Origin of the sequence: Sorangium sp. So ce448, from assembly GCF_051520915.1 — a bacterium.
GTDB classification, from domain to species: domain Bacteria; phylum Myxococcota_A; class Polyangia; order Polyangiales; family Polyangiaceae; genus Sorangium; species Sorangium cellulosum_B.
The window spans coordinates 5523930-5545773 of record NZ_CP150343.1; the positions used below are offsets into that span (position 1 = coordinate 5523930).

Sequence of the window (21844 nt, forward strand, 5' to 3'; positions counted from 1 at the left end):
GCGGCCGCGGGCCCGGTGCTCGACGTCGTCCATCGTGCACACAGGACGGCTGCGAAGGCCAGGTTTCGTCGCGCGCCGATCGGGCGATCAGCGCTTCCAGGGATCGACGATATCGCCGGTTGCTTGCGGCCTTACCATGGAGGCCGTGGGCACCGCGGTCGCCGACGGACGGGCCGTCGCCGCCGTCGGCTTCGCCGGGATCGGGGCGGCTGTGCCCTGGGTGCGGGGCGGCTCCTGCGCGGTCGGCGCGGGCGCCGCCGTCGCGGCCGCGGTCGCGGCGGGCGGCTCGTCGATCGCCCTGGCGGGCGCCGTCTCCGCCGGGAGGGCGCCGCCGGGAGCCTCGACGGCGGCGACCTCGGGCGGCTCCTCGGGCGCCGAGGCGCGCAAGGCGCGGACGCCGAGGGCGATGACGATGGGCACGAGGACCGCCGCGAGCGCGATCGCCACGCGCGCGGCCATCGAGAGCGGCTCGGACGGCTCCGCGGGCGCCTGGACCGGGGCGAGCATCTCCTCGGTCGCGCGCGGCCGCATCGACTCGGTCGCGCGCGGCCGTATCGACTCGTACGCGCGCGGCCGCACCGACTCGTGGCGAGGCAGCTCGCCCGGGGGCGCGACCGAGGTCACGCGGCCCGGCGGATCGAGGGCGAGCTCGATGGCCTCGACGAGGTCCGCCATCGAGGAGAAGCGCTCCTCGGGGTTCTTCGCGAGGCAGCGCATGACGATCGGGCCGAACGCGCCGAGCGCGGTGGCGTCGGGCATCACCTGCTCGAGCGGCTCGGGCGACATGTACATGTGCTTGGTCAGCACGCCCATGTACGTGTCCGCCTCGAAGGGGACGCGCCCCGCGAAGCACTCGTACATGAGGACGCCGAGCGCATAGATGTCGGCGCGGGCGTCGATCCGCTTCCCCTCCGCCTGCTCCGGGCTCATGTAGTGCGGCGTCCCGAACACCATGCCGATGCGCGTGAGCCGCTTGCCGCCGGTCACCTTCGCCACGCCGAAATCGAGCAGCTTGACGAACTCCTGTTCGCCGTTGCGGACGAGGTACACGTTGTCGGGCTTCAGGTCGCGGTGGATGACGCCCGCCGAGTGCGCGGCCCCGAGCGCGGCGGCGCACTGGAGCATGATCTGCCCGACCCTGTCGGCCGGCAGCGTCTTCTCGGTGCGCAGCAGCGACGCGAGGGAGGTCCCGGAGAGGAACTCCATGACGAAGAACGGCAGCTCTGCCTGCCCCGTCTCGACCTCGATCGCGCCGAAGTCGCTCACCGCGACGATGTTGGGGTGGCCGATCGCCGCGGCCGCCTTGGCCTCCTGGATGAAGCGGGCGACGAGCTCGGCGTCCTGCGCGATGTCGTGCCGGAGCACCTTCAGGGCGAAGAGGCGGCCGAGCGACTTGTGGCGCACCTCGTACACCGTCCCCATCCCCCCTTCACCCACGACCGCCTGCACCTCGTAGCGGCCGTCGATGGTGCGCCCGAGCATCGGATCGGCCGATGGATTCCAGTCGGGCGCGTCGGCGAGCGGGTCGCCGTCGAACGGGCAGAAGCGGGAGTCGCCGGAGAAGGTCTGCTTGCAGGTCGGGCAGCGCCGCGCGCGCGGGGTCTGCTTCTTCCCCCGGCGCGCCGGCCCGTCGAAGCGCGCCGGCAACGGCGGGATCGCCGGGCGCGCATCGACGTGCGCTGGCAGTGGTTCCGCGCGCGGCGGCACGTCGCTGCGGAACGGCAACTCGCTGCGCGGCGGCGCGTCGCTGCGCGCTGGCGACACGTCGCTACGCCCTGCTGGTGGCACGTCACTGCGCGCTGGCGGCACATCGCTGTGCGCCGGAGGCTGAGCAAATGATTCGTCTCCGTGCAGCCGCGGGATGTCTTCCCGATGGAACAGCTCGGCAGCATCGGACTCGCCGGCGGTCATCTCGGGCTGAGCATCCCCGGCCATGCGGAGCGTCACTGGCACCCCATCGAGTCTAGCCGAAAGCGCGCTCAGTGGTTCGGATCAGATGGCGCCAGTTTGGCGACCGCCGTGGAGCGCCCCCCCCGCGGGTCGCCGCGTGCGGCGGCCGGCGCCGCCTGGTAAGGACTCAGATCTCTTCGAGAATCTTCGCCTTGCGGGCCTGGAACTCCTCGTCGGTGATGAGGCCCTTGCTCTTGAGCTCCCCGAGGCGCTCCAGGCGCTGCTCGATCGACGGCGCTGCGGCGGGGGCAGCCTGCGGCGCGCCCGGGTAGCCCTGCGGCGCGCCCGGGTAGCCCTGCGGCGCGCCCGGGTAGCCCTGCGGCGCCCCCGGCTGCTGCATGTGGGGCGGCACGAACTGGGGCTGACCCTGCGCGGCGAGCGCTGGGTTCATCGCCTGCGCCAGGCCGGCGCCGATCGCCACCTGGGCGCCCAGCCCCGCGACGCCGCTGCCGTCGCCGCCCTGCGCCATGCCCTGGCCGGCGCCCATCATCGCCTGGCCGGCGGCGTAGTTCTGCCAGTTGCCCGCCAGCTGCTGCACGTACCGCGCGTCCTGCTGGAACCGCTGATCGAGCTCGAACTGCTTCGCGCGGGCGGTGTCCTGCGCGATGCCGATGCCGCGGCGCGCGTCGCCGCGCCCCTTGTTCGCCTCGCGGAGGAGCTTCTGCTCCTCGGCGGAGAAGTTGATGTTGAAGTTGCCGATCTCGAGGATCTTGCAGCCGATCTCCTCGAGGTTCGGCGCGGATTGCACGATGCGGGCGCCGAGCTCCATGCTCATGCCGCCGAGGTTGAGCAGGCTCTTCTGCTGCTGCGCGCAGACCTGGCCGATCACGGTCTTCACGCTCATGAAGAACTTGCCCTTGATCCAGCTCAGGACGACGTCGTTGTCGCCGCTGCCGCCGCACTGCCCGTGGTACCCGACGACGAACCGGACCGGATCGACCACGACCAGCGAGAACTCACCGAAGATGCGCGGCGTCACGAACTCGTAGAGGACGGGGTCCTCCATCGACTCCAGCGGACCGCCGAACGGCACGCCGCGGACCGGCTGCGTCTTGACGAAGAAGATCTCGGCGATGAAGACGTCCCCGCCCGTGAACTTGTTGACGAGGTTGTTCAGGAACGGGATGTTCTGGGTCTGGAGGGTGTGGCGCCCTGTGGGCAGGTAACCCATGTACCTGCCGTCCTTGAAGAAGAGGGCACACTCATCGCTGTCGACCGTCAGCTGCGACCAGAAGGGGATGTTCTGGTCCGGGTGCTTGTAAACGATGAGATGCTTCGCCGCGTCCGGGCGCGCGATCATCATCTCGCGGACGCCGCTCTTCACGAAATCGAAAATCCCCATGTCGCGCTCCTCTTCGGTGTGCTGGGTGTGACGGACCTGCCGGTCCCCTGCCCCCCGGGACCTCGGGCTTCATTCCGGCAGACGGCGCGCAGGGCCCGCGCCGTTCGTTCTCCGTTGACGATCGCCGCGCCTTTCAGGCACACAGCGGCCTCAGGATAATCCGCAGATCGCAGGGCAGCAATGCCCGCCGGGGAGGACCGTATGCCCGTTGCTCCGCTTGCTCTGCTAGCTCTGGTCGAGCCGCTGGTGCCATCCGAGTCACCCGCGTGGCCCGCGTCCTCCGGGATCCCGAGCTCCGCCGTTCGGCAGCCGAAGGGCTCGTCCTCCTGGCACCGGGCCTCGCTGGCGAGGGCGTTGCGATGACCGCGCCGATCGACATCGGCGTCCTCTCGGCGCCCGCGCAGAAGCTGGCGCAGCCGGGCGCGCCGCAGAAGCTCAGGGAGATGGCGGCGCGGGGCATCGCCCCCGGGCTCAAACCGGGCGAGGTCGTGACGGTGCTCGTGCTGCTCGCGTCGCGCGAGGAGGAGCCGGCCCGCGAGACCGCGGAGAAGACGCTGGCGGCGCTCCCCGAGCCGCTGCTCCAGGGGGCGCTCGGCGCGGATCTGCAGCCGCCGGTCATCGATCGGCTGGCCCGCGCGTACGCGGATCGCCTCCCGGTCGTCGAGAGGCTCCTCGCGATGCCGGGCGTCGCCGCGGAGACGCTCGAGGAGCTCGCGCGGACCGGGGGCGAGGCGGTGACGGAGCTCATCGCCGTCAACGAGGAGCGGCTGCTCAGGAACCCGCGCGTCATCGAGAAGCTCTACCTCAACAAGAACACGCGGATGTCGACCGCCGACCGCCTCGTCGATCTCGCGTCCCGCAACGGGGTCGAGCTCACGGGCATCCCGGCGTGGCGCGAGGTCAGCGTCGCGATCAAGGACGAGCTCATCGCGGAGCCGTCGCCCGAGCCCACGCCGGACGACGTGCTGTTCAGCGAGACGCAGGCGCTCGCGGAGTCGCTCGCCGCGGACGAGCCGGTCGACACCCACGTCGAGGACGAGGAGGGCAAGGAGGAGCTCAAGGAGCAGTACGTCCCGCTCTACAAGCGGCTCGCCGACATGACGATGTCCCAGCGGATCCGGCGGGCGATGCTCGGCTCGCGCGAGGAGCGCATGCTGCTCGTGCGCGACTCGAACCGCCTCGTGGCCAGCGCCGCCGTGCGCAGCCCGCAGATGCAGGAGGAGGAGGTCGTCCTCATCAGCCGCAACCGGAACATCTCGGACGAGGTGCTGCGGATCATCTCGACGACGCCCGAGTGGCTGAAGAGCTACACGGTGAAGCGGAACCTCGTCGAGAACCCGAGGACGCCGGTGCTCGTCGCGACGCGGCTGGTCCAGCACCTGCGCGAGTCCGATCTCCGGGGCATCGCGAAGAGCAAGAACGTCACGTCGCCGGTGAAGGACGCCGCGAGGCGGCACCTCGAGCGGCGCAAGAGCTGAACGGGGGACGAGCGATGAGCGACCTTGTCCGCTTCGGCGTGGCGATGGATCGCGCGCTGCTGGCCGAGTTCGATCGGCGCATCACCGCGCAGGGCTACGAGAACCGCTCGGAGGCGCTGCGCGATCTGGTCCGCGCGGACCTGACGCGCGCCGCGCTGGACGAGGGGGCCGAGGTGGCGGCCACGCTGACGCTCGTCTACGAGCCCGAGGTGCGGGAGCTCGTGCTGCGGATCTCCGAGCTGGAGGAGCGGCGCGCGGGGTCTCTGGTCTCCAGCCTGCTGGTCCGCCTCGACGCGACCCGGCTGCTCCAGGTGATGGTGCTGAAGGGCCGCGGGCAGGAGCTGTCCGAGCTCGCCGGACAGCTCGCCGGGGCCAAGGGGGTGCTGTCCTGCGCGCTCACGCCGGCCGCGGCGCTCCCGGGGGCGGCGCGCCGGTAGCGGGGGGCGCATACGCCGATGGAGGAGGGCTCTCCAGAGCCCCTGATTTACGCGTCGTCGCCGGAGCTGTCGGCCACTTTGACCGTGGTCTTGGGCGGGTCGACGATGAACGTCACGAGGCGCTCCTTGGCCTCGAACTCCTGCCGGTAGATCACGGCCGAGCGCTTGTACTTGAAGGGGCCCACGCGCACCCGGTGCCAGAGCCCGCGGCCCTTGACGTACGCCGGCTCGACGTACGCCTTGTGCCCGCGCCGGCGCAGGGCCGCCGCGAAGTTCTCGGCGTCGGTGGGGTCCTTGAACGAGCTCACCTGGAGCTGGTAGCTGCCAGGCCCTCCCCGCTCGGTCTCGGGCCCCTCCTCGCGCGACACGTGGCGAGCCATCGCCGTGAGCGTGTCGTTCGGCGCGGCCTCGCCGCCGGAGGGCCCGAGCACGTGCTGCGCCGGCAGCGGGACCACGGGCAGCCGGTCCGCGGCAGGCGGCGGGAGGGGCTCCGCGGCAGGCGCCTCGGCGGAGGTGGCCGCCTTGGCCGCCCGCGGATCGCGCACGGCCTCGAGCGCGGTCGTCGGGTGCTCCGCGTCCGAGAGGACCGCGGGGAAGGTCACGTCCTCCCCGATCGTGGCAGGGCGCGGGGCCGGCTTCACGCCGGCCGGGTGGGTGCGCGCGACCAGATCGCCGAGCGGATCGGCGGTGACCGGCCGCTCGCGGTGCGGGGCGCGCAGGAGCGCCACCGCCGCGAAGACGATGCACGCCCCGCCGAGCGAGGCCAGCACCAGCGCGCCCGCGCGCGACGGGCGAGCCCCGGGATCCTCTTCCTGGATCTCCTCGAGGTTCCGCACCGCCCCGGTGTCCATGCTCTCGCCCTTGCTGCGCCTCATGCGTCCTCCTCGCCCCGTCTACCCTGCCCGGCCGGCGACCCACAACTTTCGTGTGCTACTTTATCCTACATCTCCCGGATGGGTCCGGTCTCTGGACGAGCGCTCTCGGGTGAGCGCGCGCTTCGGCGGGGCCGGGCAGCCTCGCATGCGTGGCGCGCGCGGAGAAAGTTCTCGGCTGGCGCCGGGCGCGCCCTGGCCGGCCGATCCCCGCGAGCTTCGTCCGCTGTGAGCCGTCTCGCGGCGCTGCCGTGACTCAAGGGGGCCGATCGGGTCACGAGGCGGCAGGAGGCGTTCGGTCATTCCCAGCGGAGCCCCACGGTCATGGTGATGCGCGCCGGCGCGCTCGCGCCCCCGCGAAGGCTCGGCGTGGTCGCGTATGCGAGCGACGAGGCGCTCGTGGAGGGCCTCCGCGCGAGGCATCCTGCCGCGCTCTCCGCCTTCCACGAGCGCTTCTCCGGGCACGTGCTCCGCGTCCTCGGCCGGCTGCTCGGCGGCAGCCGCGACCTCTCCGACGCGCATCACGACGCCTTCGTCCGCGCGCTGTCCTCCCTCGACACCCTGCGCGATCCGGCGGCGCTGAAGGCGTGGATCACCTCGGTCGCCGTGTTCACGGCGCGGACCTGCATCCAGCGGCGCGCGCGCCGGAGATGGCTCCTCTTCTTCGCCCCCGACGAGCTCCCACCCCTCGTGGAGCCCCCGTATGCAGGTGAAGCCCGCGAGGCGCTGCGCGCGACCTATCGCGCGCTGGAGCGGCTCCCGGCCGACGAGCGCATCGCGTTCGCGCTGCGGCGCATCGAGGGCATGGATCTCCAGGAGGTCGCCGGCGCGTGCGGCGTCTCGCTCGCGACCATCAAGCGAAGGCTGGCCCGCGCGGAGGTCCACTTCCTCGAGGCGGCGCGGGACCAACCCGCCCTCGAGGAGTGGCTGAGGGGAAGCGCGTCATGAGCGATCGTCCCTCGCTCGATCGCCTCCGTGAGCTCCGCCGGGCCCAGGACGAGCAGCTCGGGGCGCAGGATCTCGATGGGGCGCGCCTGCGGTTCCTGGAGATCGCGGCCGGCGGATCCGCCCGTCCCGCGGCTGCTCGCCTCGGCCCCCCGCGTCCCCGGTGGATCGCGCCCGCGGCCCTCGTGGCGCTGGCGGGAGCGTGTGCGGCGCTGCTCCTCGTCGTGCTCCCCTCGTCGCGATCGCTCTCGTTCGCGGTCGGCTCGGCGCAAGGTCAGGTCGGGGCGTGGATCGCCGCCGGCGCGGATGCTCCTCTGGCGGTCGCCTTCTCGGACGGCACGTCCCTCGCGCTGGACGCGAACGCCCGGGCGCGCGTGGTGGCCGCCGACGCGCGTGGCGCGCGCGTGCTGCTGGAAGGCGGCCGGCTCACGGCGGCGGTGACCCACACCGCGACGAGCGCCTGGAACTTCGACGTCGGCCCGTTCGACGTGCAGGTGACCGGCACGCGCTTCGAGCTGAGCTGGTCCCCGGCGAGCGAGCAGCTCAAGCTGGTGCTACGGGAAGGATCGGTCGCCGTGTCGGGGCCGCTCGTGGGGGGGCGGCGCGCCGTCGCTGCGGGAGAGACGCTCGAGGTCTTCTGCAAAGAGCAGCGCTTCGAGCTCACGCGCGGGGAGCAGCGCTCCGCCGCCCCACCGCCGCCGTCCGCCGCGCGCATCGATCAGGCGGCCTCCGAGCCGGCCCCCGCGGCGACCGGCGCCAGCGAGCGACCGATGGTCGCGAAGGCCGCGGACGCCGCCCCGCGCCGGCCGAGCTGGCGCGATCTCGTGGCCGACGACAGGTACCACGAGGCCATGACGGCGGCCGAGGCCGAGGGCTTCGACGGGCTCGTCGCCCGCGCGAACGCGGCGGATCTGCTGACGCTCGCGGACGTCGCGCGCTTCTCCGGGAAGCCGGATCGCGCCGCGGCGGCGCTCACCGCGGCGCGGAGCCGGTTCGCGGGCTCGGGCGAGGCGGCGAAGGCCGCCTTCCACCTCGGCCGGATGGCGTTCGACCAGCGGCGATCGTACGCCGAGGCCGAGCGCTGGTTCCTCGTGTACCTCGAAGAGCAACCGGGCGGCTCCTTTGCGCAGGAGGCGCTCGGGAGGGTCATCGAATGCCGGGAGTCGATGGGGTCGGCCAGCGAGGCCCGCGAGGCCGCGCGCCGCTACCTGGCGCGGTATCCGGCGGGGCCCCACGCCGCACACGCCAGGGATCTGCTCGAGGGGGAGTGAATGCCGCCTCGAAGGCCGGCTCGCGCGGCGCACGGCGGAGCCTGGGCGCTCGGGCTCTGCCTCCTCGTCGCACGTGAAGCGCGCGCGGCGCCGCCGGAGCCGCCGCCGGAGCCTCCACGCACGAAGGTCGTCCTGATCGCCGATCGCCGGTCGGACCGCATCATGGCCCGGGTCTATGCCGAGCTCGCCACGCTCGGATTCACCGTGGTGGTCGAGAGGGGCGGCGCCGAGCCGCCCTCCCAGGGGCCCCTCGAGACGAGCGCGCGCGAGGCCGGAGCGGCGGCGGAGATCCGGGTGACGGAGGTGCCGGGCGGCGTCGAGGTCTCGATCGCTCGTGGTGCGACGGGTCAATCGGTCCACAGCGCCGTGATGGCCGACGATCCAGCCACGGTCGCGGTTCGCGCGGTGGAGCTCCTGCGCGCGAGCCTCCTGGATGTGCGCTCGCCCCGTCCGTCGCAGGGCGAGGTCGAAGCCGATCCCGAGGCTCGCGCCGTCGTCGACATGCAAGAGCCGCCGCCGGCCAGGCCCGCGCCCGTCGCCGCCGCGCGCCCGCGAGCCGACGGCACCTCCCGCCCGCCCCCTCCCCCGGCCCCCGGGCCAGGCGCAATCCGAAGCACACCGATGACGTTCGGCGTCGGGGCGGCGCCGGCGATCCTGTGGAGCGCAGGCGGCGTGCCCGCCACCCCGATGCTGGACGTGTCGGGGTACGCGATGATCCGGTCTCGTCTGGGGCTCTCCGCCTTCGTCCAGATCCCGCTCGCCAGCGCGAGCCGTGAGGGCAAAGAGGGCACGCGGCACACGCGCATAGCGCTCGCCGCCCTGGGGATGCGCGTCCCGCTCGGCCCCACCGACGCCGCGTGGCTGCCATCGGCCGGCGCAGGGCTCGCCGCCGCCTGGCTGCACATCGAGGGCGAAGGCCGCTCGCCCCGGTACGCCGGCAGGTCGGAGGACGCGTACGCGGTCGCGGCGTACCTGCGCGCAGGGCTCTCGTTCGCGCCGACTCCACACCTGCGGATCAGCGAGCACCTGCTCGCCGGGATCGCGGTGCCGCGCCTCGTGATCGACGCCGCTGGTCGCGCGACCGACACGTGGGGTCGCCCGTTCCTGGGCGCGTCTCTCGGCGTGGAGGTCGTGTTGCCGTGAGCCGAAATGGGCAGCTGCCGTGACCTCAGCGCAGACCATCTTGACGCCGGGCGCGTCGGCGCGCGGCGTGGAGGACCCAATGAAGATCACGGCTACGAAGCTCTGGACTCTGGGCTTGTCGGCGGCCTTCGCGCCCGCACAGGCGGCGTGCGGCGACCGCCATGTCGATCCGATCGTGGAAGTCCACCTGGCGACCACCATCGAGGTACCCACCGAAGGGCCGTGGGCTGCCTGCATTTCCTCCGGGGACGAGGGCAACTTCGCCCTCCCCCACGTCTGTCCGGATCCCGAACCGAGCGGAGAAGAGCGCAGGTGCAGGGTGGCGTACGTGGCCGAGCGACAAGACGATGGATCGACGTGGTGCGATGTGGCGGCGCAATGCAACTATGAGTGCGAAACGGCGGAGGACTGCCCGCGACCGCCGAGCGGAACCGCCACGCCGGTGTGCAACTCGGTCTGCGAGCTGCCCTGCGACGCGAACACCACGTGCCCGAGCGGCATGGAGTGCTGGCACATGTTCCACGGGCCTGGCCTCCGGGACGAACAGGGCTTCTGCATGTGGAAGTACGAATGTGACTGAAGGCGGAGGTCGGCGAACCTGGCCAATCCATCTCGGTCTGCCCGCGGACCCACGCGGCGACGCGCAACCGCGATGACGGCTCCGGTCTCGCGACGAGGGCTTCCCCTCAACGCATCATTCATCATGCGCCGGCCCGCGCGAGCCGCCGCGGAGGATTCGATCCATCGGAACGCCACCGACGCGCTATGACTCCGCCCCATGGACAACCCCGACACCACGGCGCGCGCTCCCGGCGCTCGGCCTGCTCTCCGCGCAGCGGCGGATCCCGCGGCGCCCCGAGACGGCTCGTCGGAGGCCGGCGCGGCTCGGCGTGACGCGGACGCGACGCACGGCCACCACGGCGGCAAGGCAGCGCTCGCCCTGGCCGCGCTCGGGGTCGTCTTCGGCGACATCGGCACGAGCCCGCTCTACGCGCTCAAGGAGTGCGTGAGCGCGACGCACGGCGTCCCGCCGACGCCCGCCAACGTCCTCGGGCTGCTCTCGCTCCTCTTCTGGTCGCTGATGATGGTGGTCACGGTCAAGTACGTCACCTTCATCACGCGGGCCGACAACGACGGCGAGGGCGGCATCCTCGCCCTGCTCGCGCTGGTGCCGGAGCGGCTGCGCGCCAGCGGGACGCAGGGCGTCGGGTGGCTCGCCGGGCTCGTGGTGCTCGGCGCCGCGCTCCTCTACGGCGACGGCGTCATCACGCCCGCCATTTCGGTGCTGAGCGCCATGGAGGGGCTCGAGGTGGCGACGAGCGGGCTCAAGCCGTTCGTCGTGCCGCTCACCTGCGCGATCCTCGTCGGGCTCTTCAGCGTGCAGCGCTGGGGGACGGCGCGCGTCGGCAAGGTCTTCGGCCCCATCATGGTCCTCTGGTTCACCGCGCTCGCCTTGCTCGGGCTCGTGTTCATCGCCAGGAACCCGGCGGTGCTCGCCGCGCTGAACCCCGTGTACGCGGCGCGCTTCTTCGCCGCTCACGGCTTCCACGGGTTCGCGATCCTGGGGTCGGTCGTCCTCGTCATCACGGGGGGCGAGGCGCTCTACGCGGACATGGGGCACTTCGGACGCGGCCCGATCCGGCTCGCCTGGTACGCCGCCGCGCTCCCGGCGCTCGTGCTCAACTACTTCGGCCAGGGGGCGCTTCTGCTGCAGGAGCCCGAGGCCGCCGCGAACCCGTTCTTCGCGATGGTGCCGAAGGGCCCCCTCACCTACGCGCTGGTCGCGCTGGCCGCCATGGCCACCGTGATCGCGTCGCAGGCGCTGATCTCGGGCGCCTACTCGCTCACGCACCAGGCGATCCAGCTCGGGTACCTGCCGCGGACCCAGGTGCGCCACACGTCGAGCGAGGCCGCGGGGCAGATCTACATCCCCCTGACGAACTGGGCCCTCGCGGCCGGGTGCCTCGCGCTCGTGCTGATCTTCCAGCAGTCGAGCCGGCTGGCCGCGGCGTACGGCATCGCGGTGACCGGCACGATGGGGATCACGTCGATCGTCTTCTTCGTCGTGATGCGGCACACGTGGCGCGCCCCGCTCGCGAAGGCGCTGCCGCTGCTGATCCTGTTCCTCTCGTTCGATCTGCCGTTCTTCGGGGCCAACCTGATCAAGTTCTTCGACGGCGGGTACGTGCCGGCGGTCATCGCCGCGGTCCTGTTCACCATGATGGTGATCTGGAAGCGAGGCCGCGCGATCCTCGCCGAGCGCTTCACGCGGGCGGCCCCTTCGGTCGACGCCTTCGTGCGCGATCTCGACGCGAAATGCAGCGCGCGGGTCCCCGGCACGGCGGTGTTCCTGAGCGCGCGCGCGGGCAAGACACCTTACGCGCTGACGCACCACCTCAAGCACAACAAGGTGCTGCACGAGACGGTGGTGATCTTGACCGTGGTGACGGAGCACGTCCCGCGGGTCGCCGACAGGGAGCGCCTCGACGTGACGAGCCTCGACAAGGGGGTTCACCAGGTCGTCATCCGCTCGGGCTTCATGCAGTCGACCGACGTGCCGGCCCTCTTGCGGCGGGCCGCGGCGGCGCACGCGCTGCCCATCGATTTCGCGGACGTGGCGTATTACCTCGGCCGCGAGACCATCCTCGCCACCGACAGGGGCCGGATGGGCAGGATCACGGAGACGATCTTCGCGGTGATGGCGCGGAACGCCGGCGCCGTGCCCGACTACTTCAGGCTGCCGCCGGAGCGGGTGGTGGAGATCGGCGTGCAGGTCGACCTGTAGCGCTCGGTGGAGATCGGCGCGCGGCGCGATCGGCCCACCTCCGCTGGGCTTTCGCGCGCTCGAGGCGCTATGACTCGGCCCTCATGAAGATCCCTCTCCTGGGCCGTGTCCTTCCCGCGCTCGGCCTGTCGCTCCTCGGCTGCGCGGAAGGGCCGTGGACGCTCACGGTCGAGGTCGTGCCGGGGCACGAGGCGACCGCGTTCCAGGAAGATCCACCCGTCGCCCGGATCGAGGTGACCGCGACGGCGGCCGAGGGAGACGTCACCGTGTCGGCGGCGGCGGCGCCGGGCGGCGAGCTCGATTTCGGCGAGATCCCGGCGGAGCGGGCATACACGTTCGAGGTGCGCGGCCTCGACGCGGGCGGCGCGACCGTGGTGCGGGGGCGCTCCGCGGCGGGCATCTACCTCGCCGCGGTGACGGGCGACGTGCTGCCGCTCTTCGCCCAGCGGGCCGGCCGGTGGGCGCGGCCGCCGGGCGAGCTCGCGGCGTCGCGCGTCGGCGCGCCCGGGGCGGCGCTCGCGGAGCGCTACCTGATCCTCACGGGCGGGGCCGCGGCCGGGGGCGCCGCGGCGGGTGGCGTCGACCCGGCGCGGCTCGACGCATACGACCTCGCGGCGTGGGGCGGGAGCGCCTCCAGCGGCGCGCTGCCGCGGGCGGCGCGCTCGCTCGTGGTGCGGGGAGACCTGCTGCTCACGCTGGACGAAGAGGGCGCGAGCTGGACCGACGTCGCGGCGGGGCAGAGCGCCGAGGCGTCGCTGCCCGCGGGGCTCGGCTCGTTCGCGGAGGTGGCGGGCGGCCGGACGGTCGAGGCCTCGGACGGGCGCTCGTTCGTGGTCGGCGCGACGCGCGCGGGCGCGGCTACGGGGGCGGCGGGCGCGCCTTCGGACAAGGTGCTCGTCGTCGGCGCGGACGGGGCGCTCTCGGTGGCGAAGCTCCGCCACGCGCGGGCCGGCGCCGCGGCCGTATGGGTGGAAGGCCTGGGCCTGGTCGTCGCTGGCGGGAGCGCGGAGGGCGAGGGGCTGGAGCTGCTCGGCGACGGCGCGACCGAGTTCTCGCCGAGGCCGTTTCCGCCGGACGCCTCCGACGGCGCGGGCGCCGCGGTGACCGGTCCCGGGGAGATCACGCTCGTCGGCGGGGTCCAGGGCGGCACCGCGGCGCCGACGCGGCGGCTCGCGCCGGGGTGCGCCGCGACCTGCGCGGCCGTGGAGGTCGAGGGCGCCGCGCTGACCGCGGCCATCGGGGGCGTCGCCGCGTTCGCGCTGCCCGGCGGGCGCATCCTCGCGGTGGGCTCCGAGGCCGGCGAGGACGGGCTGACGCGGAGCTTCCTCGTCGACGTCGCCGCGGCGCAGGTCGAGGAGCTGCCGCTGCGGGAGCCGCGGCGCGGCGCGGCCGTGGTGCCCGCGCCGAACGGGACGCTCGCGCTGCTCGGCGGGGTCCACGCGGACGGGACGCCGGCGCTGACGATCGAGACGTTCTTCCCGGAGTGAGCGGTCCGCCGGAGGGTGTCGACAGCCTCCGGGTCGTTTTTTCTCGACGGAGGCCGTCGACACTCTCCGCGTCGAGATTTCCTTGGGGTTTTGGAGGCAGCCATTTCACCGATGGGTTTCGCCGGGAGATCGGGTGCAGCCCTCCGTCGGCCGTACGGCGCCTCCGAGGACAGCCACCGACGGATCGCAAGATCCTCCAAGTCGGCCGCCCCCGCCGGCGCGTAGCTTCCGCGAGGTCGGAAGGAGGACTCATGATCGGTGGTATCAAGCGCGCGCAGGCCAAGGCGGGTTCCGAGGCGGAGTTCGAGGCGATCTTCAGGACCCACGCGGCTGCGGTCCGAGCCCAGGAGCCGGGTACGCTCAGCTACGACCTGTTCAGGGACGGCGCGCCCGGGCGCTATGTGGTCCTGGACCGCTATCAAGACGGAGAGGCTCTGGCGGCCCACTGCGGCTCGCCCCATGGAGCCGCCTTGTTTCCGCGCATGCGTGCGCTGCTGGAGCGCCTGGAGGTGAGCTACTATCCGGGACACGAGCTTGGGGACACGCGATATACGGCCCTCGCCCTGACGCGCGCTCCCCTGGACACGGCGTTCCGTCTGGCCGCGGACATCCGCCTCCTGCCCCGCTGGGGCACGCGCTTCTGCCAGGGATTGCGACAGGAGGGGGAGCGCTGGATCGTGAGCTCCCCCCAGGGAGACGTGCGCTTCGGCTACGAGGCAGACCCGTCCGCGGGCGTCGTCTGGCACTGCGTGGATCCAGGCAGCGGAGAGCTGCGGATGCCCATGCGCATCGTGCGGCACGGCCCCGGGAGCCTGCTCCTCTTCACCATACAGCGGCCGCCGGGGTGTTCCGAGGCGGCGTTCGGCGAGCAGAGAGAATGGGTAGATCAGGAGCTGACTCAGCTGCGAGATCTGGTCGAGGGGTCTTAGAGACTACTTGGACCGAGCTGGCGAGCGCGCTTGGACCGAGCTGGCGAGCCCGCCGGCGCACTGCCGCGCGGAGCTCGCCGCCGACCGCCTCACGACGATCCTCGAGGGACCGCGGACCGCTCCTGTGATCGCGGCCCTCCGGCGGTTCGCCGCGCGGGCGGACAGCGGCATCAGCCTGCTCGCCGGCAACCACGATCCCGAGACCCTCCTGCCCGACGTGCGCGCCGGGTTCGAGAAGGCCATCGGCCGCGAAGGCTCGGTCCGCTATCCCGACGACGCGCCGCTCGCTGCCGGCCTCGGCGACCGCTGGCCCGTGTGGGGCCACGCGGTCGGCAACGGCGCGGGCTCGGTGTGGATCGTCCATGGCGACCGATGGGACCCGCACAACGCCGTGCACCGCGACGCGCTCCGCCGGGCCGTCGCCGCGGGCCGCCCGGTCGAGCTGCCCGTCGGCTCGCAGCTCGTCTACCGCGTGCTCAACCAGCTTCAGCCAGAGAACCGCTGGATCCCTGAGCTCAAGCCGGAGCTCCCCGTCGTCTTCCCCCTGCTGCTCTATCTCGACCCCCGCGTGACGCTCCCCTTTCTCCAGGAGCACTGGGGCCGCAGCGAGCGGCTCCTGTCCGGCTTCGTCGACGGGCGCCTGCGTCTGGGCCCACTCCTGGGCCCTGATGCCGGCGCGGCCCCGCCGGCGGCAGACGACCTGCCCCAGGTCCTCTCTGCGCTGATCGCCGAGGGCTTGCTCGGCGAGGCCCCGAACGCTCCCGGCGCGCAGCTCGCGGATCTCCGCAATCACCTCCGCCATGGCGCCGCACCGGCCGCGGGCGGCATGCTCGCCGCGCACGGAGGCGCGGGCCGTGCGCTGCTTCGTGCGTGGCTCATCGGGGTCCGCGGTCTGCTCCGGTGGTCCCCTGCGTCGCTGGAGGCGGACGATGGCGTGCTGGAGCCCGCGCGCCGGTGGCTCCCCGAAGGCCTCGTCGCGCTCGTCGCCGGGCACACGCACGGGCCCCGCCGCAGCACCGCCGGCGCGCCCGCCTACTTCAACAGCGGCACATGGATCCCCGTCGGGCGCCTGCCGGAGCACGAGATGGAGCGCTCCATCGACGAGATCGAGGCGGGGCGCTGGGAAGCCGACGCGCCGCGCACGTGGGTGATGATCACCTGCGACGATGGGCCCCCGCAGGTCGCGCTCTGGCGCTGCGACAAGGACGGCGCGCCATCACCTGTCGACGCGGCGCCGCATGCTTGAGGCCGAGATCCGGATCGAGGCCTCGGGGCCGTCGTGGCGCGTGGAGCTCGACGGCCCTGTAGGCCGCCGCAGCAAGGTCGTGCCGCCGCTCGTGGACGCCGATCTTGCCGCCGTGGAGGATCTCATCCCCGCCGCCCGCACCTGGACGGGCCTGGTGCAGCGGCTGCCTCCGAATCCGAGCGCGCCGTGGCGCGTGGGGCTCCGCGCGATCGAGCAGATCGGGCGCCTGATCCGCGATCGCCTCTTCGGCTGGGACGGCGCGTCTGCCTGGCTCATGCAGATGGAGAAGAAGGCGCGCGATCAGGGCAGGCTGCTCCGGTTCGTGATCGAGCTGGACGAGAGCGCGCCGGGCCTATGCGATATCCCGCTGGAGATCGCCTTTGACGGTACCGCCTTTCTCTTCAAGAACCGCCGCTGCCCGGCCGTGCGCTGCGACCCGGGCCTCGAGTGGGTCTCCGGTGCGCGGCTCGCCCGAGGGGACCGGCTGCTGGTCGTCACGGCGCACGAGGACCAGCGCTCGCCCACGCGCGACGAGCTGCGCACCCATGCGCAGGCCGTCCGGGAGGTCGCCGCGCGCGCCGGGCTCCGCACCGACTGGATCGAGGACGCCTCGCCGAAGGCCCTCGAGCAGGCGCTCACCGCGCGCAGCGCGCCGCCAGTGGACGCCCTCTACGTCGCCTGCCACGGCCGCGAGGATCACGATCACCGCGGCCGGCTGGCGCTCCGCGGCGGCGACGTCACGGGCACGCAGCTCGCCGAGTGGCTGGCCGACCACGCCTCACGGGTGCGCCCGGTAAAGGCGTCGATCCTCTGCGCCTGCTCCTCGGCCAGCCCGGGCGCGGACCTGGGCAATATCGGCATGGCTCACTGGCTCCTCCGGCGCGGCCAGGTGTTCGTGACCATGGGCTACCGGGCGCCCGTGCAGGTGGTCTGGGCGCTGTCGTTCACGGAGCGGATGTTCGAGGCGCTGGCGGACGGCGCCTCGCTCGAGGAGGCGTTCGCGGAGGCGCACGCGCGGCAGCCCAACGAGGAGCCGCAATGGCCGTTGCCGCTCCTGTTCGCGCGCCGGTGGGAGGGCGGGCCGGCCTCGGTCCGGCTCGAAGCGATGGCCTTCACGCGCGAAGCGAAGGCGCCGCTCACGTCGCGCCTGCCTCCTCGCGCTCCGCGGCCGTACTTCACGGCGCGCGAGGAGGAGCTGCGCCAGCTCGAGACCTGGCTGCGCGCGCCCGGCAGGGCGGTGATCACCGCGGTGGCTGGTGAAGGCGGGATCGGCAAGACCGAGCTCGCCACGTGCCTGGCTCACCGCGCCGCGAAGGCAGATCTGCCCGTGCTCTGGCTGGAGCGCCCGGACCGGGATCTCCGCGTCTCGGCCATCGTGCTGCTCGAGGCGGTCGATCCGGCGTTCCGCGCCAGCCCCGAGATGTCCACAGAGCAGCTGCTCGCGCGCGCCCGCGAGCAGCTCCGGCCGCACCGCGGCCTGCTCGTGCTGGACGACGTGACCAGCGGGAGCGACGCGAGCGCGCTGGTGCCGGGCGGCGGGTGGAACGTGCTGCTGACGACGCGGAGTTCTGGCCTGCTCGCGGGCGTGGCGGAGATCGCGCTGCAGCCGCTGGAGACGCGAGATGCGGTGCGGCTGCTCTTGCGGGTGGCGCGGGGCGAAGAAATGCCGCCCGAGGGCGAAGCCGAGGCGGCGGGGGCGCTGGTGGAGCGGCTCGGGCGGCTGCCGCTCGCGATCGAGGTGGCCGGCGGGACGCTGCGCGGCGAGGCGCTGAGCGCAACAGCATACCTCGAGGACCTGCGAGGGCGCGTGGGGTCCGCGGCGACGGACCTGGCGCACGTCGAGGCGGTGAGCACGCGCTCGCTGGAGGCGCTCGGTGACGATGCGCGGCGGACGCTGCAAGCGCTGGCGGTGCTGCCGGCGCCGGGGGAGCGGCTGGAGATGCTGGCGACGACGCTCGGAGAGCTGGAGCCGGCGGTCGCGCGGCGGCTGGACCGCCTGGTGCGGCGGCACCTGGCGAGCTTCGCGCCGGAGACGGGGCGGTACCAGCTGCACCCGCTGATGCGCGAGGCGATGCGCGCGGAGGCGAGGGCCGACGCAGCGCTGTGGGATGCGCTCCTGCGAGGGGTTGCGAGGGCGATGCAGAGGGTCGCGGCGGGGCTGGATCAGACATTGATGGGTTCCGTCGAGCGAGCGATCGAGCGATGGCGGGCGGAGCGCAATCTGTTCGATGCGATCGAGCTCGAGGAGTGGGCAGGCGGGGTGCACGGTGCCGATGCGCTCGCCTGGGCCGTGGCGTTCGTGGACCAGTTCCGGCAGTTCGACTGGACCGTGGGAGCCCGGCGAGAGGTTCTCGATACCGCCGAACAGATGGCGGCCTTAGGCGCAGACCAAGTGCACGCCTCGGTGCTGAGAAGGCGCGGCGACCTGCGGCGCAGGCAGGACGACCTCGCGGGCGCAGCGCTCGATTATCAGCGTGCTCTGCGACTCTTCGAAGCCATCGAAGATCGGCTTGGACAGGCCAACGTCCTCCACGCACGCGGCAACCTGCGGCGCAGACAGGACGACCTCGCGGGCGCAGCGCTCGACTACCAGCGCGCTCTCGAGCTCTTCGAGGCCGTCGAGTCCCGGCTCGGACAGGCCAATGTTCTCCACGCATGCGGCAACCTGCGGCACTTTCAAGCCGACTTCGCGGGCGCAGCGCTCGACTACCAGCGCGCTCTCGAGCTCTTCGAGACCGTCGAAGACCGGCTCGGACAGGCCAATGTCCTCCAAGTGCGCGGCGACATGACCAGGGAACAGGGCGACATCGAGGCGGCTCTGCCGCTCTACATGCAAGCGCTTAGACTTTACGAGCTGGTCGAGGATGCCGTCGGGCTCTCCAACGTCCTCGCCGAGGTTGCCCGCGTGCACGCCTCGGCAGACCGCCCCGAGTTCGGCAGACCGCCCCGAGGAGGCGCGCGCTGCTGCCGAGCAGGCGCTGCACGTCGTTGACCGTGCCCAAAACGACTACGCCCTGAATCTCGCCAGCGCCATCCTCACGCACCTCTCGAACCAGCACGGTTGACGCACGACAGGGACGGGAGCGCTGACTCGCAGACGTCAACCCCGGACATTTGAGCCTCTCGGCGCTCGTTCGATCCTCCTCGCGCACCTCTTCCCCGGCGCGGCCCGTCGGCGCGGACAGCAACCGGCGCGACGGTCCCTCGCGGGCGGCGCCGCCGTCAGCGGGCGGGCTGCCCGCCCGCCGGCTTCGCGCTGTGGGCTTGCATCGAGCCGCGGACGCAGCGGAAGCCGACGTCGGCGTTCTTCGCGCTGGCGAACATGAAGTGGCGCGCCGCGGCCCGCAGCCGGTTCTTCGCGACCACCCGCCACGAACCGCCGCGGAGCACGCGCCCGTAGCCGATGGAAGGCCCGACCGGATTGCTCACCGGCCCCTCGACGGCCTGGTAATCGCCGTACCAGTCCCAGCACCACTCCCAGACGTTGCCCGCCATATCGAGGATCCCGAACGGCGATGCCCCCTTCGGGTAGTACCCCACGGGGCTGGGTCCGGCCCGCATGGCGAGCACCGGGCTCTTGATGCGCGCGTCGCTCCAGGCGAGCTGGTCCGATGGCGGCTCATCACCCCACGGATACATGCGTCCGCGGGTCCCCCGCGCCGCGTACTCCCACTCTGCCTCTGTGGGGAGCCGATAGCCGTTCGCCTCGCGATTCCAGATCACGCCCTCTCCTTCGAGCTGGTATGCGGGCCCGAACCCTCGTAGCGCCGACAGACGGTTGCAGAACTCGATCGCGTCCCACCAGTTGACGTTGTTCACCGGGAGCTCGTCGCTCGCGGGAAGCCCCGGGTTCGTGCCCATCACCTCGCGGTAGAGCCGCTGCGTCGTCGGATAGACGCCCATCCTGAACGCCGCGACCAGCACCTGCCGCCGCGGGCGCTCATCGGGCCTCGCCGACACGTCTTCGTCCGCGCTGCCCATCCAGAAACGCCCGCCCACGATCACCGCCATCTCGATCTTGGGCGCGCTCCCGGCGCGGCCGGCGTCATCCTCGGCGTCCTCATCCCGAGGCCGTACACGTCGGCTCGCACGTCGGCGTCCTGCGGCCGGTCCATCGACTCGGGCGCGCTGTACACGTACGTGCCGAGCGCGCCCGTCCGCGTCCCGCCGGTCGTGTCCGCGGCCGCGACCAGGTCGAAGTCCGTGAGCCTCGGCTCGCCCGACGGCTCGAGCAGGATGTTCGCCGGCTTCACGTCGCGGTGCACGAGGCCCTTCGCGTGCGCCGCGCGGAGGGCGTCGCCGACGCGCAGGACGAGGGGGATCACCTGCGCCGCCGGGAGGCGCTGCTGGAGGACCGCCTGGTGCAGGTCGCCGCCGCCGACGAACTCCATGACGAAGAAGTGGAAGCCGCCGTCCTCGCCGTGCGGCTCGATCACGCGCACGACGCCGGGGTGATCGAGCCCCGCCATGCGCTGGGCCCCCCGGAAGAAGCGCTCGCGCCGGAGCGCGTCCTCCGCGAGGCTCGAGTGCAGCACCTTGATGGCGACGACGTGGCCCTGCTCGTCGTCGCGCGCGCGCCACACGTTGGCGAAGCCGCCTCGCCCGGCGCGATCGAGGAGCAGGTACCTGCCGCGCTGCCCCAGCCTGTCGCCGGCGCGGAGCTGGCCTCCCTCGCGCAGCTGCCGCCGGAGCTCCAGGACCTCGCGCTGCGCCTCGGCCGTGTCGCCGCCTGCGAGCTGCAGCGCCCCGAGCCGCACGCGCGCTCGCTCCAGCTCCTGGGCGAGCCTGCGGGTCTCGGCGTCCGGGTAGATCGGCCTGTGGCTCTGCGCGCGCGGGCGCCTCTTGTCGCTCTTCTCGTTCTTCTCGAGCGCGGCGCGGATGCCGAGCGCCACGTCGGTCCAGGCCTCGTCGCGATCGGCCCGGCCCTGGATGGGGCGCTCGTTATCCGGCAACGCCGCGAGGCGACCGAACGGCGCGCCCTTCCAGTCGCACGCCCTGAGCAGGATCGGGATGACGCGCGCCGAGCCGGCCGCGTGGCGGGCCATCGCGCGCTCCATCTCGACGTCCCAGCAGGACGGTGACGCGATGAAATCCGCGCTCACGAGCAGCAAGATGAGCTGCGCCGCCTCGAGGCGCTCGCGCACCTCTTCCTCCCATCGGGCGCCGGCCTCGAGCTCCCGGTCGTGCCACGCCCGCAGGATCCCCTGTCGCTGCATGGGCGCCAGGTGGGACACGAGCTCCCGGAGAGCAGATTCATCCCTGCGCGCGTAGGAGATGAATACGTCGATGGGTTTCTGCACGGACGTCCGCGGTGCCAGCCGGGAAGGCGCGTGATGCGGCGAGTCGCCCAGGGGAATCTACCAGGAAGAGCAAACGACCTCTTGGAAGTCAAGCCCATCGTCGCGCCCGCGGGGTTGTCTCTCGCGGGTCCGCGCGGCTCACACGTCTCGCACCGTTCCCGCGCCTCGCACGATTCTCGCGGGTTCGTACGGCTCGCCCCGACCTGAGCCCCTGGAATTGACTCTCAACGTAACCGCCCTGGCCTGGCCGACGACACTCTTTGCGACCTGCGCGACCTGCCTTCTCGCGCACCGAGCGGCAGCGCCCCACGGCTCGTGTCTCCGCGTGTTGCCCTCCAGGTGTCATGCAGTTCCTGGCGGGCGATCAAGCCGTGAACCTGCCTATTCAAACGACAACCGACCATCCGATCGGCCATCGATCGCCCATCGATCGCCCATCGATCGGCCATTGTTCGGCCATCGATCGGCCATTGTTCGGCCGGTCGGACTCGCACGCGGCTCATCTGCCGCTGCCTTGATGACAGCTTCGCAAAATGTTGCGAGCGATGCAGACGCGACGCAGTCGATGCAGACCGCGCAAACAATGCAATTCGCAAAATTTTTCGGTTGATGCGGGCGCGACGCAGCCGTTGCGGACCACGCAAACAATTGCAAATACG

The 21844-nt window shown here is 72.5% G+C and carries 16 protein-coding genes; 11 read left to right on the top strand and 5 right to left on the bottom strand.

Annotated elements, in window-relative coordinates; all coding sequences use genetic code 11:
* Positions 1-87 precede the first annotated feature (87 nt).
* Together WMF45_RS20715 and WMF45_RS20720 are read right to left on the bottom strand one after the other, a co-directional pair.
* Positions 88-1764 (bottom strand): protein kinase domain-containing protein, encoded by a 1677-nt coding sequence (locus tag WMF45_RS20715; RefSeq protein ID WP_437718604.1) that lies wholly within the window; start codon positions 1762-1764, stop codon positions 88-90.
* Between the two features lie 313 nt (positions 1765-2077).
* Positions 2078-3292 (bottom strand): SPFH domain-containing protein, encoded by a 1215-nt coding sequence (locus tag WMF45_RS20720; RefSeq protein WP_437718605.1) that lies wholly within the window; start codon positions 3290-3292, stop codon positions 2078-2080.
* A 359-nt stretch (positions 3293-3651) separates the two neighbouring features.
* Between WMF45_RS20720 and WMF45_RS20725 the strand changes: the two genes are divergently transcribed.
* Both WMF45_RS20725 and nikR read left to right on the top strand, forming a co-directional pair.
* Positions 3652-4770 carry a hypothetical protein gene (locus WMF45_RS20725; protein ID WP_437718606.1) on the top strand — a complete coding sequence of 373 codons (1119 nt, stop codon included), beginning with the start codon at positions 3652-3654 and terminating at the stop codon, positions 4768-4770.
* Positions 4771-4784: 14 nt separating this feature from the next.
* Positions 4785-5207: a nickel-responsive transcriptional regulator NikR gene (gene nikR / locus WMF45_RS20730; RefSeq protein WP_437718607.1), complete on the top strand. Its 423-nt coding sequence runs from the start codon at positions 4785-4787 to the stop codon at positions 5205-5207.
* Between the two features lie 47 nt (positions 5208-5254).
* On the opposite strand, the gene WMF45_RS20735 is transcribed toward nikR, so the two are convergent.
* Positions 5255-6082 (bottom strand): SPOR domain-containing protein, encoded by an 828-nt coding sequence (locus WMF45_RS20735; protein WP_437718608.1) that lies wholly within the window; start codon positions 6080-6082, stop codon positions 5255-5257.
* Positions 6083-6403: 321 nt separating this feature from the next.
* Between WMF45_RS20735 and WMF45_RS20740 the strand changes: the two genes are divergently transcribed.
* The 9 genes from WMF45_RS20740 (at position 6404) to WMF45_RS20780 (ending at position 18877) form a co-directional block, all read left to right on the top strand.
* Positions 6404-7027 carry an RNA polymerase sigma factor gene (locus WMF45_RS20740; protein ID WP_437718609.1) on the top strand — a complete coding sequence of 208 codons (624 nt, stop codon included), beginning with the start codon at positions 6404-6406 and terminating at the stop codon, positions 7025-7027.
* Positions 7024-8295: a tetratricopeptide repeat protein gene (locus WMF45_RS20745; protein ID WP_437718610.1), complete on the top strand. Its 1272-nt coding sequence runs from the start codon at positions 7024-7026 to the stop codon at positions 8293-8295. The genes WMF45_RS20740 and WMF45_RS20745 overlap by 4 nt, the downstream gene beginning before the upstream one ends.
* Positions 8296-9438 (top strand): hypothetical protein, encoded by a 1143-nt coding sequence (locus WMF45_RS20750; protein ID WP_437718611.1) that lies wholly within the window; start codon positions 8296-8298, stop codon positions 9436-9438.
* Between the two features lie 79 nt (positions 9439-9517).
* Positions 9518-10018: a hypothetical protein gene (locus tag WMF45_RS20755; RefSeq protein WP_437718612.1), complete on the top strand. Its 501-nt coding sequence runs from the start codon at positions 9518-9520 to the stop codon at positions 10016-10018.
* Between the two features lie 198 nt (positions 10019-10216).
* The gene (locus WMF45_RS20760) at positions 10217-12223 is read left to right on the top strand and encodes a potassium transporter Kup (protein ID WP_437718613.1); all 2007 of its coding nucleotides are present in this window, start codon (positions 10217-10219) and stop codon (positions 12221-12223) included.
* 83 nt (positions 12224-12306) lie between these two features.
* On the top strand, positions 12307-13710 hold the full coding sequence (locus tag WMF45_RS20765) for a hypothetical protein (RefSeq protein ID WP_437718614.1): 1404 nt from the start codon (positions 12307-12309) through the stop codon (positions 13708-13710).
* Between the two features lie 251 nt (positions 13711-13961).
* Entirely contained in the window at positions 13962-14639 is a 678-nt protein-coding gene (locus WMF45_RS20770) for a putative quinol monooxygenase (protein WP_437718615.1), read from the top strand.
* Positions 14640-14646: 7 nt separating this feature from the next.
* Positions 14647-15885: a hypothetical protein gene (locus WMF45_RS20775; protein ID WP_437718616.1), complete on the top strand. Its 1239-nt coding sequence runs from the start codon at positions 14647-14649 to the stop codon at positions 15883-15885.
* Positions 15878-18877: a tetratricopeptide repeat protein gene (locus WMF45_RS20780; RefSeq protein WP_437718617.1), complete on the top strand. Its 3000-nt coding sequence runs from the start codon at positions 15878-15880 to the stop codon at positions 18875-18877. Before WMF45_RS20775 ends, WMF45_RS20780 begins: the two co-directional genes overlap by 8 nt.
* Before the next feature lie 230 nt (positions 18878-19107).
* Here the strand turns inward: WMF45_RS20780 and WMF45_RS20785 are convergent, their stop codons facing one another.
* Complete coding sequence (locus tag WMF45_RS20785; protein ID WP_437718618.1) at positions 19108-19896, bottom strand: formylglycine-generating enzyme family protein; 789 nt, start codon at positions 19894-19896, stop codon at positions 19108-19110.
* Positions 19887-21185 (bottom strand): protein kinase domain-containing protein, encoded by a 1299-nt coding sequence (locus WMF45_RS20790; protein WP_437718619.1) that lies wholly within the window; start codon positions 21183-21185, stop codon positions 19887-19889. The genes WMF45_RS20785 and WMF45_RS20790 overlap by 10 nt, the downstream gene beginning before the upstream one ends.
* Between the last annotated feature and the right edge of the window lie 659 nt (positions 21186-21844).

What these genes read in the sequence shown, in the direction of transcription:
- WMF45_RS20765 (WP_437718614.1), top strand. Translation starts at nt 12,307, where the DNA reads ATGAAGATCCCTCTCCTGGGCCGTGTCCTTCCCGCGCTCGGCCTGTCG.
- WMF45_RS20785 (WP_437718618.1), bottom strand. Translation starts at nt 19,896, where the DNA reads ATGGCGGTGATCGTGGGCGGGCGTTTCTGGATGGGCAGCGCGGACGAA.
- WMF45_RS20750 (WP_437718611.1), top strand. Translation starts at nt 8,296, where the DNA reads ATGCCGCCTCGAAGGCCGGCTCGCGCGGCGCACGGCGGAGCCTGGGCG.
- WMF45_RS20755 (WP_437718612.1), top strand. Translation starts at nt 9,518, where the DNA reads ATGAAGATCACGGCTACGAAGCTCTGGACTCTGGGCTTGTCGGCGGCC.
- WMF45_RS20780 (WP_437718617.1), top strand. Translation starts at nt 15,878, where the DNA reads ATGCTTGAGGCCGAGATCCGGATCGAGGCCTCGGGGCCGTCGTGGCGC.
- WMF45_RS20745 (WP_437718610.1), top strand. Translation starts at nt 7,024, where the DNA reads ATGAGCGATCGTCCCTCGCTCGATCGCCTCCGTGAGCTCCGCCGGGCC.
- WMF45_RS20725 (WP_437718606.1), top strand. Translation starts at nt 3,652, where the DNA reads ATGACCGCGCCGATCGACATCGGCGTCCTCTCGGCGCCCGCGCAGAAG.
- WMF45_RS20740 (WP_437718609.1), top strand. Translation starts at nt 6,404, where the DNA reads ATGGTGATGCGCGCCGGCGCGCTCGCGCCCCCGCGAAGGCTCGGCGTG.
- WMF45_RS20760 (WP_437718613.1), top strand. Translation starts at nt 10,217, where the DNA reads ATGGACAACCCCGACACCACGGCGCGCGCTCCCGGCGCTCGGCCTGCT.
- nikR (WP_437718607.1), top strand. Translation starts at nt 4,785, where the DNA reads ATGAGCGACCTTGTCCGCTTCGGCGTGGCGATGGATCGCGCGCTGCTG.
- WMF45_RS20735 (WP_437718608.1), bottom strand. Translation starts at nt 6,082, where the DNA reads ATGAGGCGCAGCAAGGGCGAGAGCATGGACACCGGGGCGGTGCGGAAC.
- WMF45_RS20770 (WP_437718615.1), top strand. Translation starts at nt 13,962, where the DNA reads ATGATCGGTGGTATCAAGCGCGCGCAGGCCAAGGCGGGTTCCGAGGCG.
- WMF45_RS20720 (WP_437718605.1), bottom strand. Translation starts at nt 3,292, where the DNA reads ATGGGGATTTTCGATTTCGTGAAGAGCGGCGTCCGCGAGATGATGATC.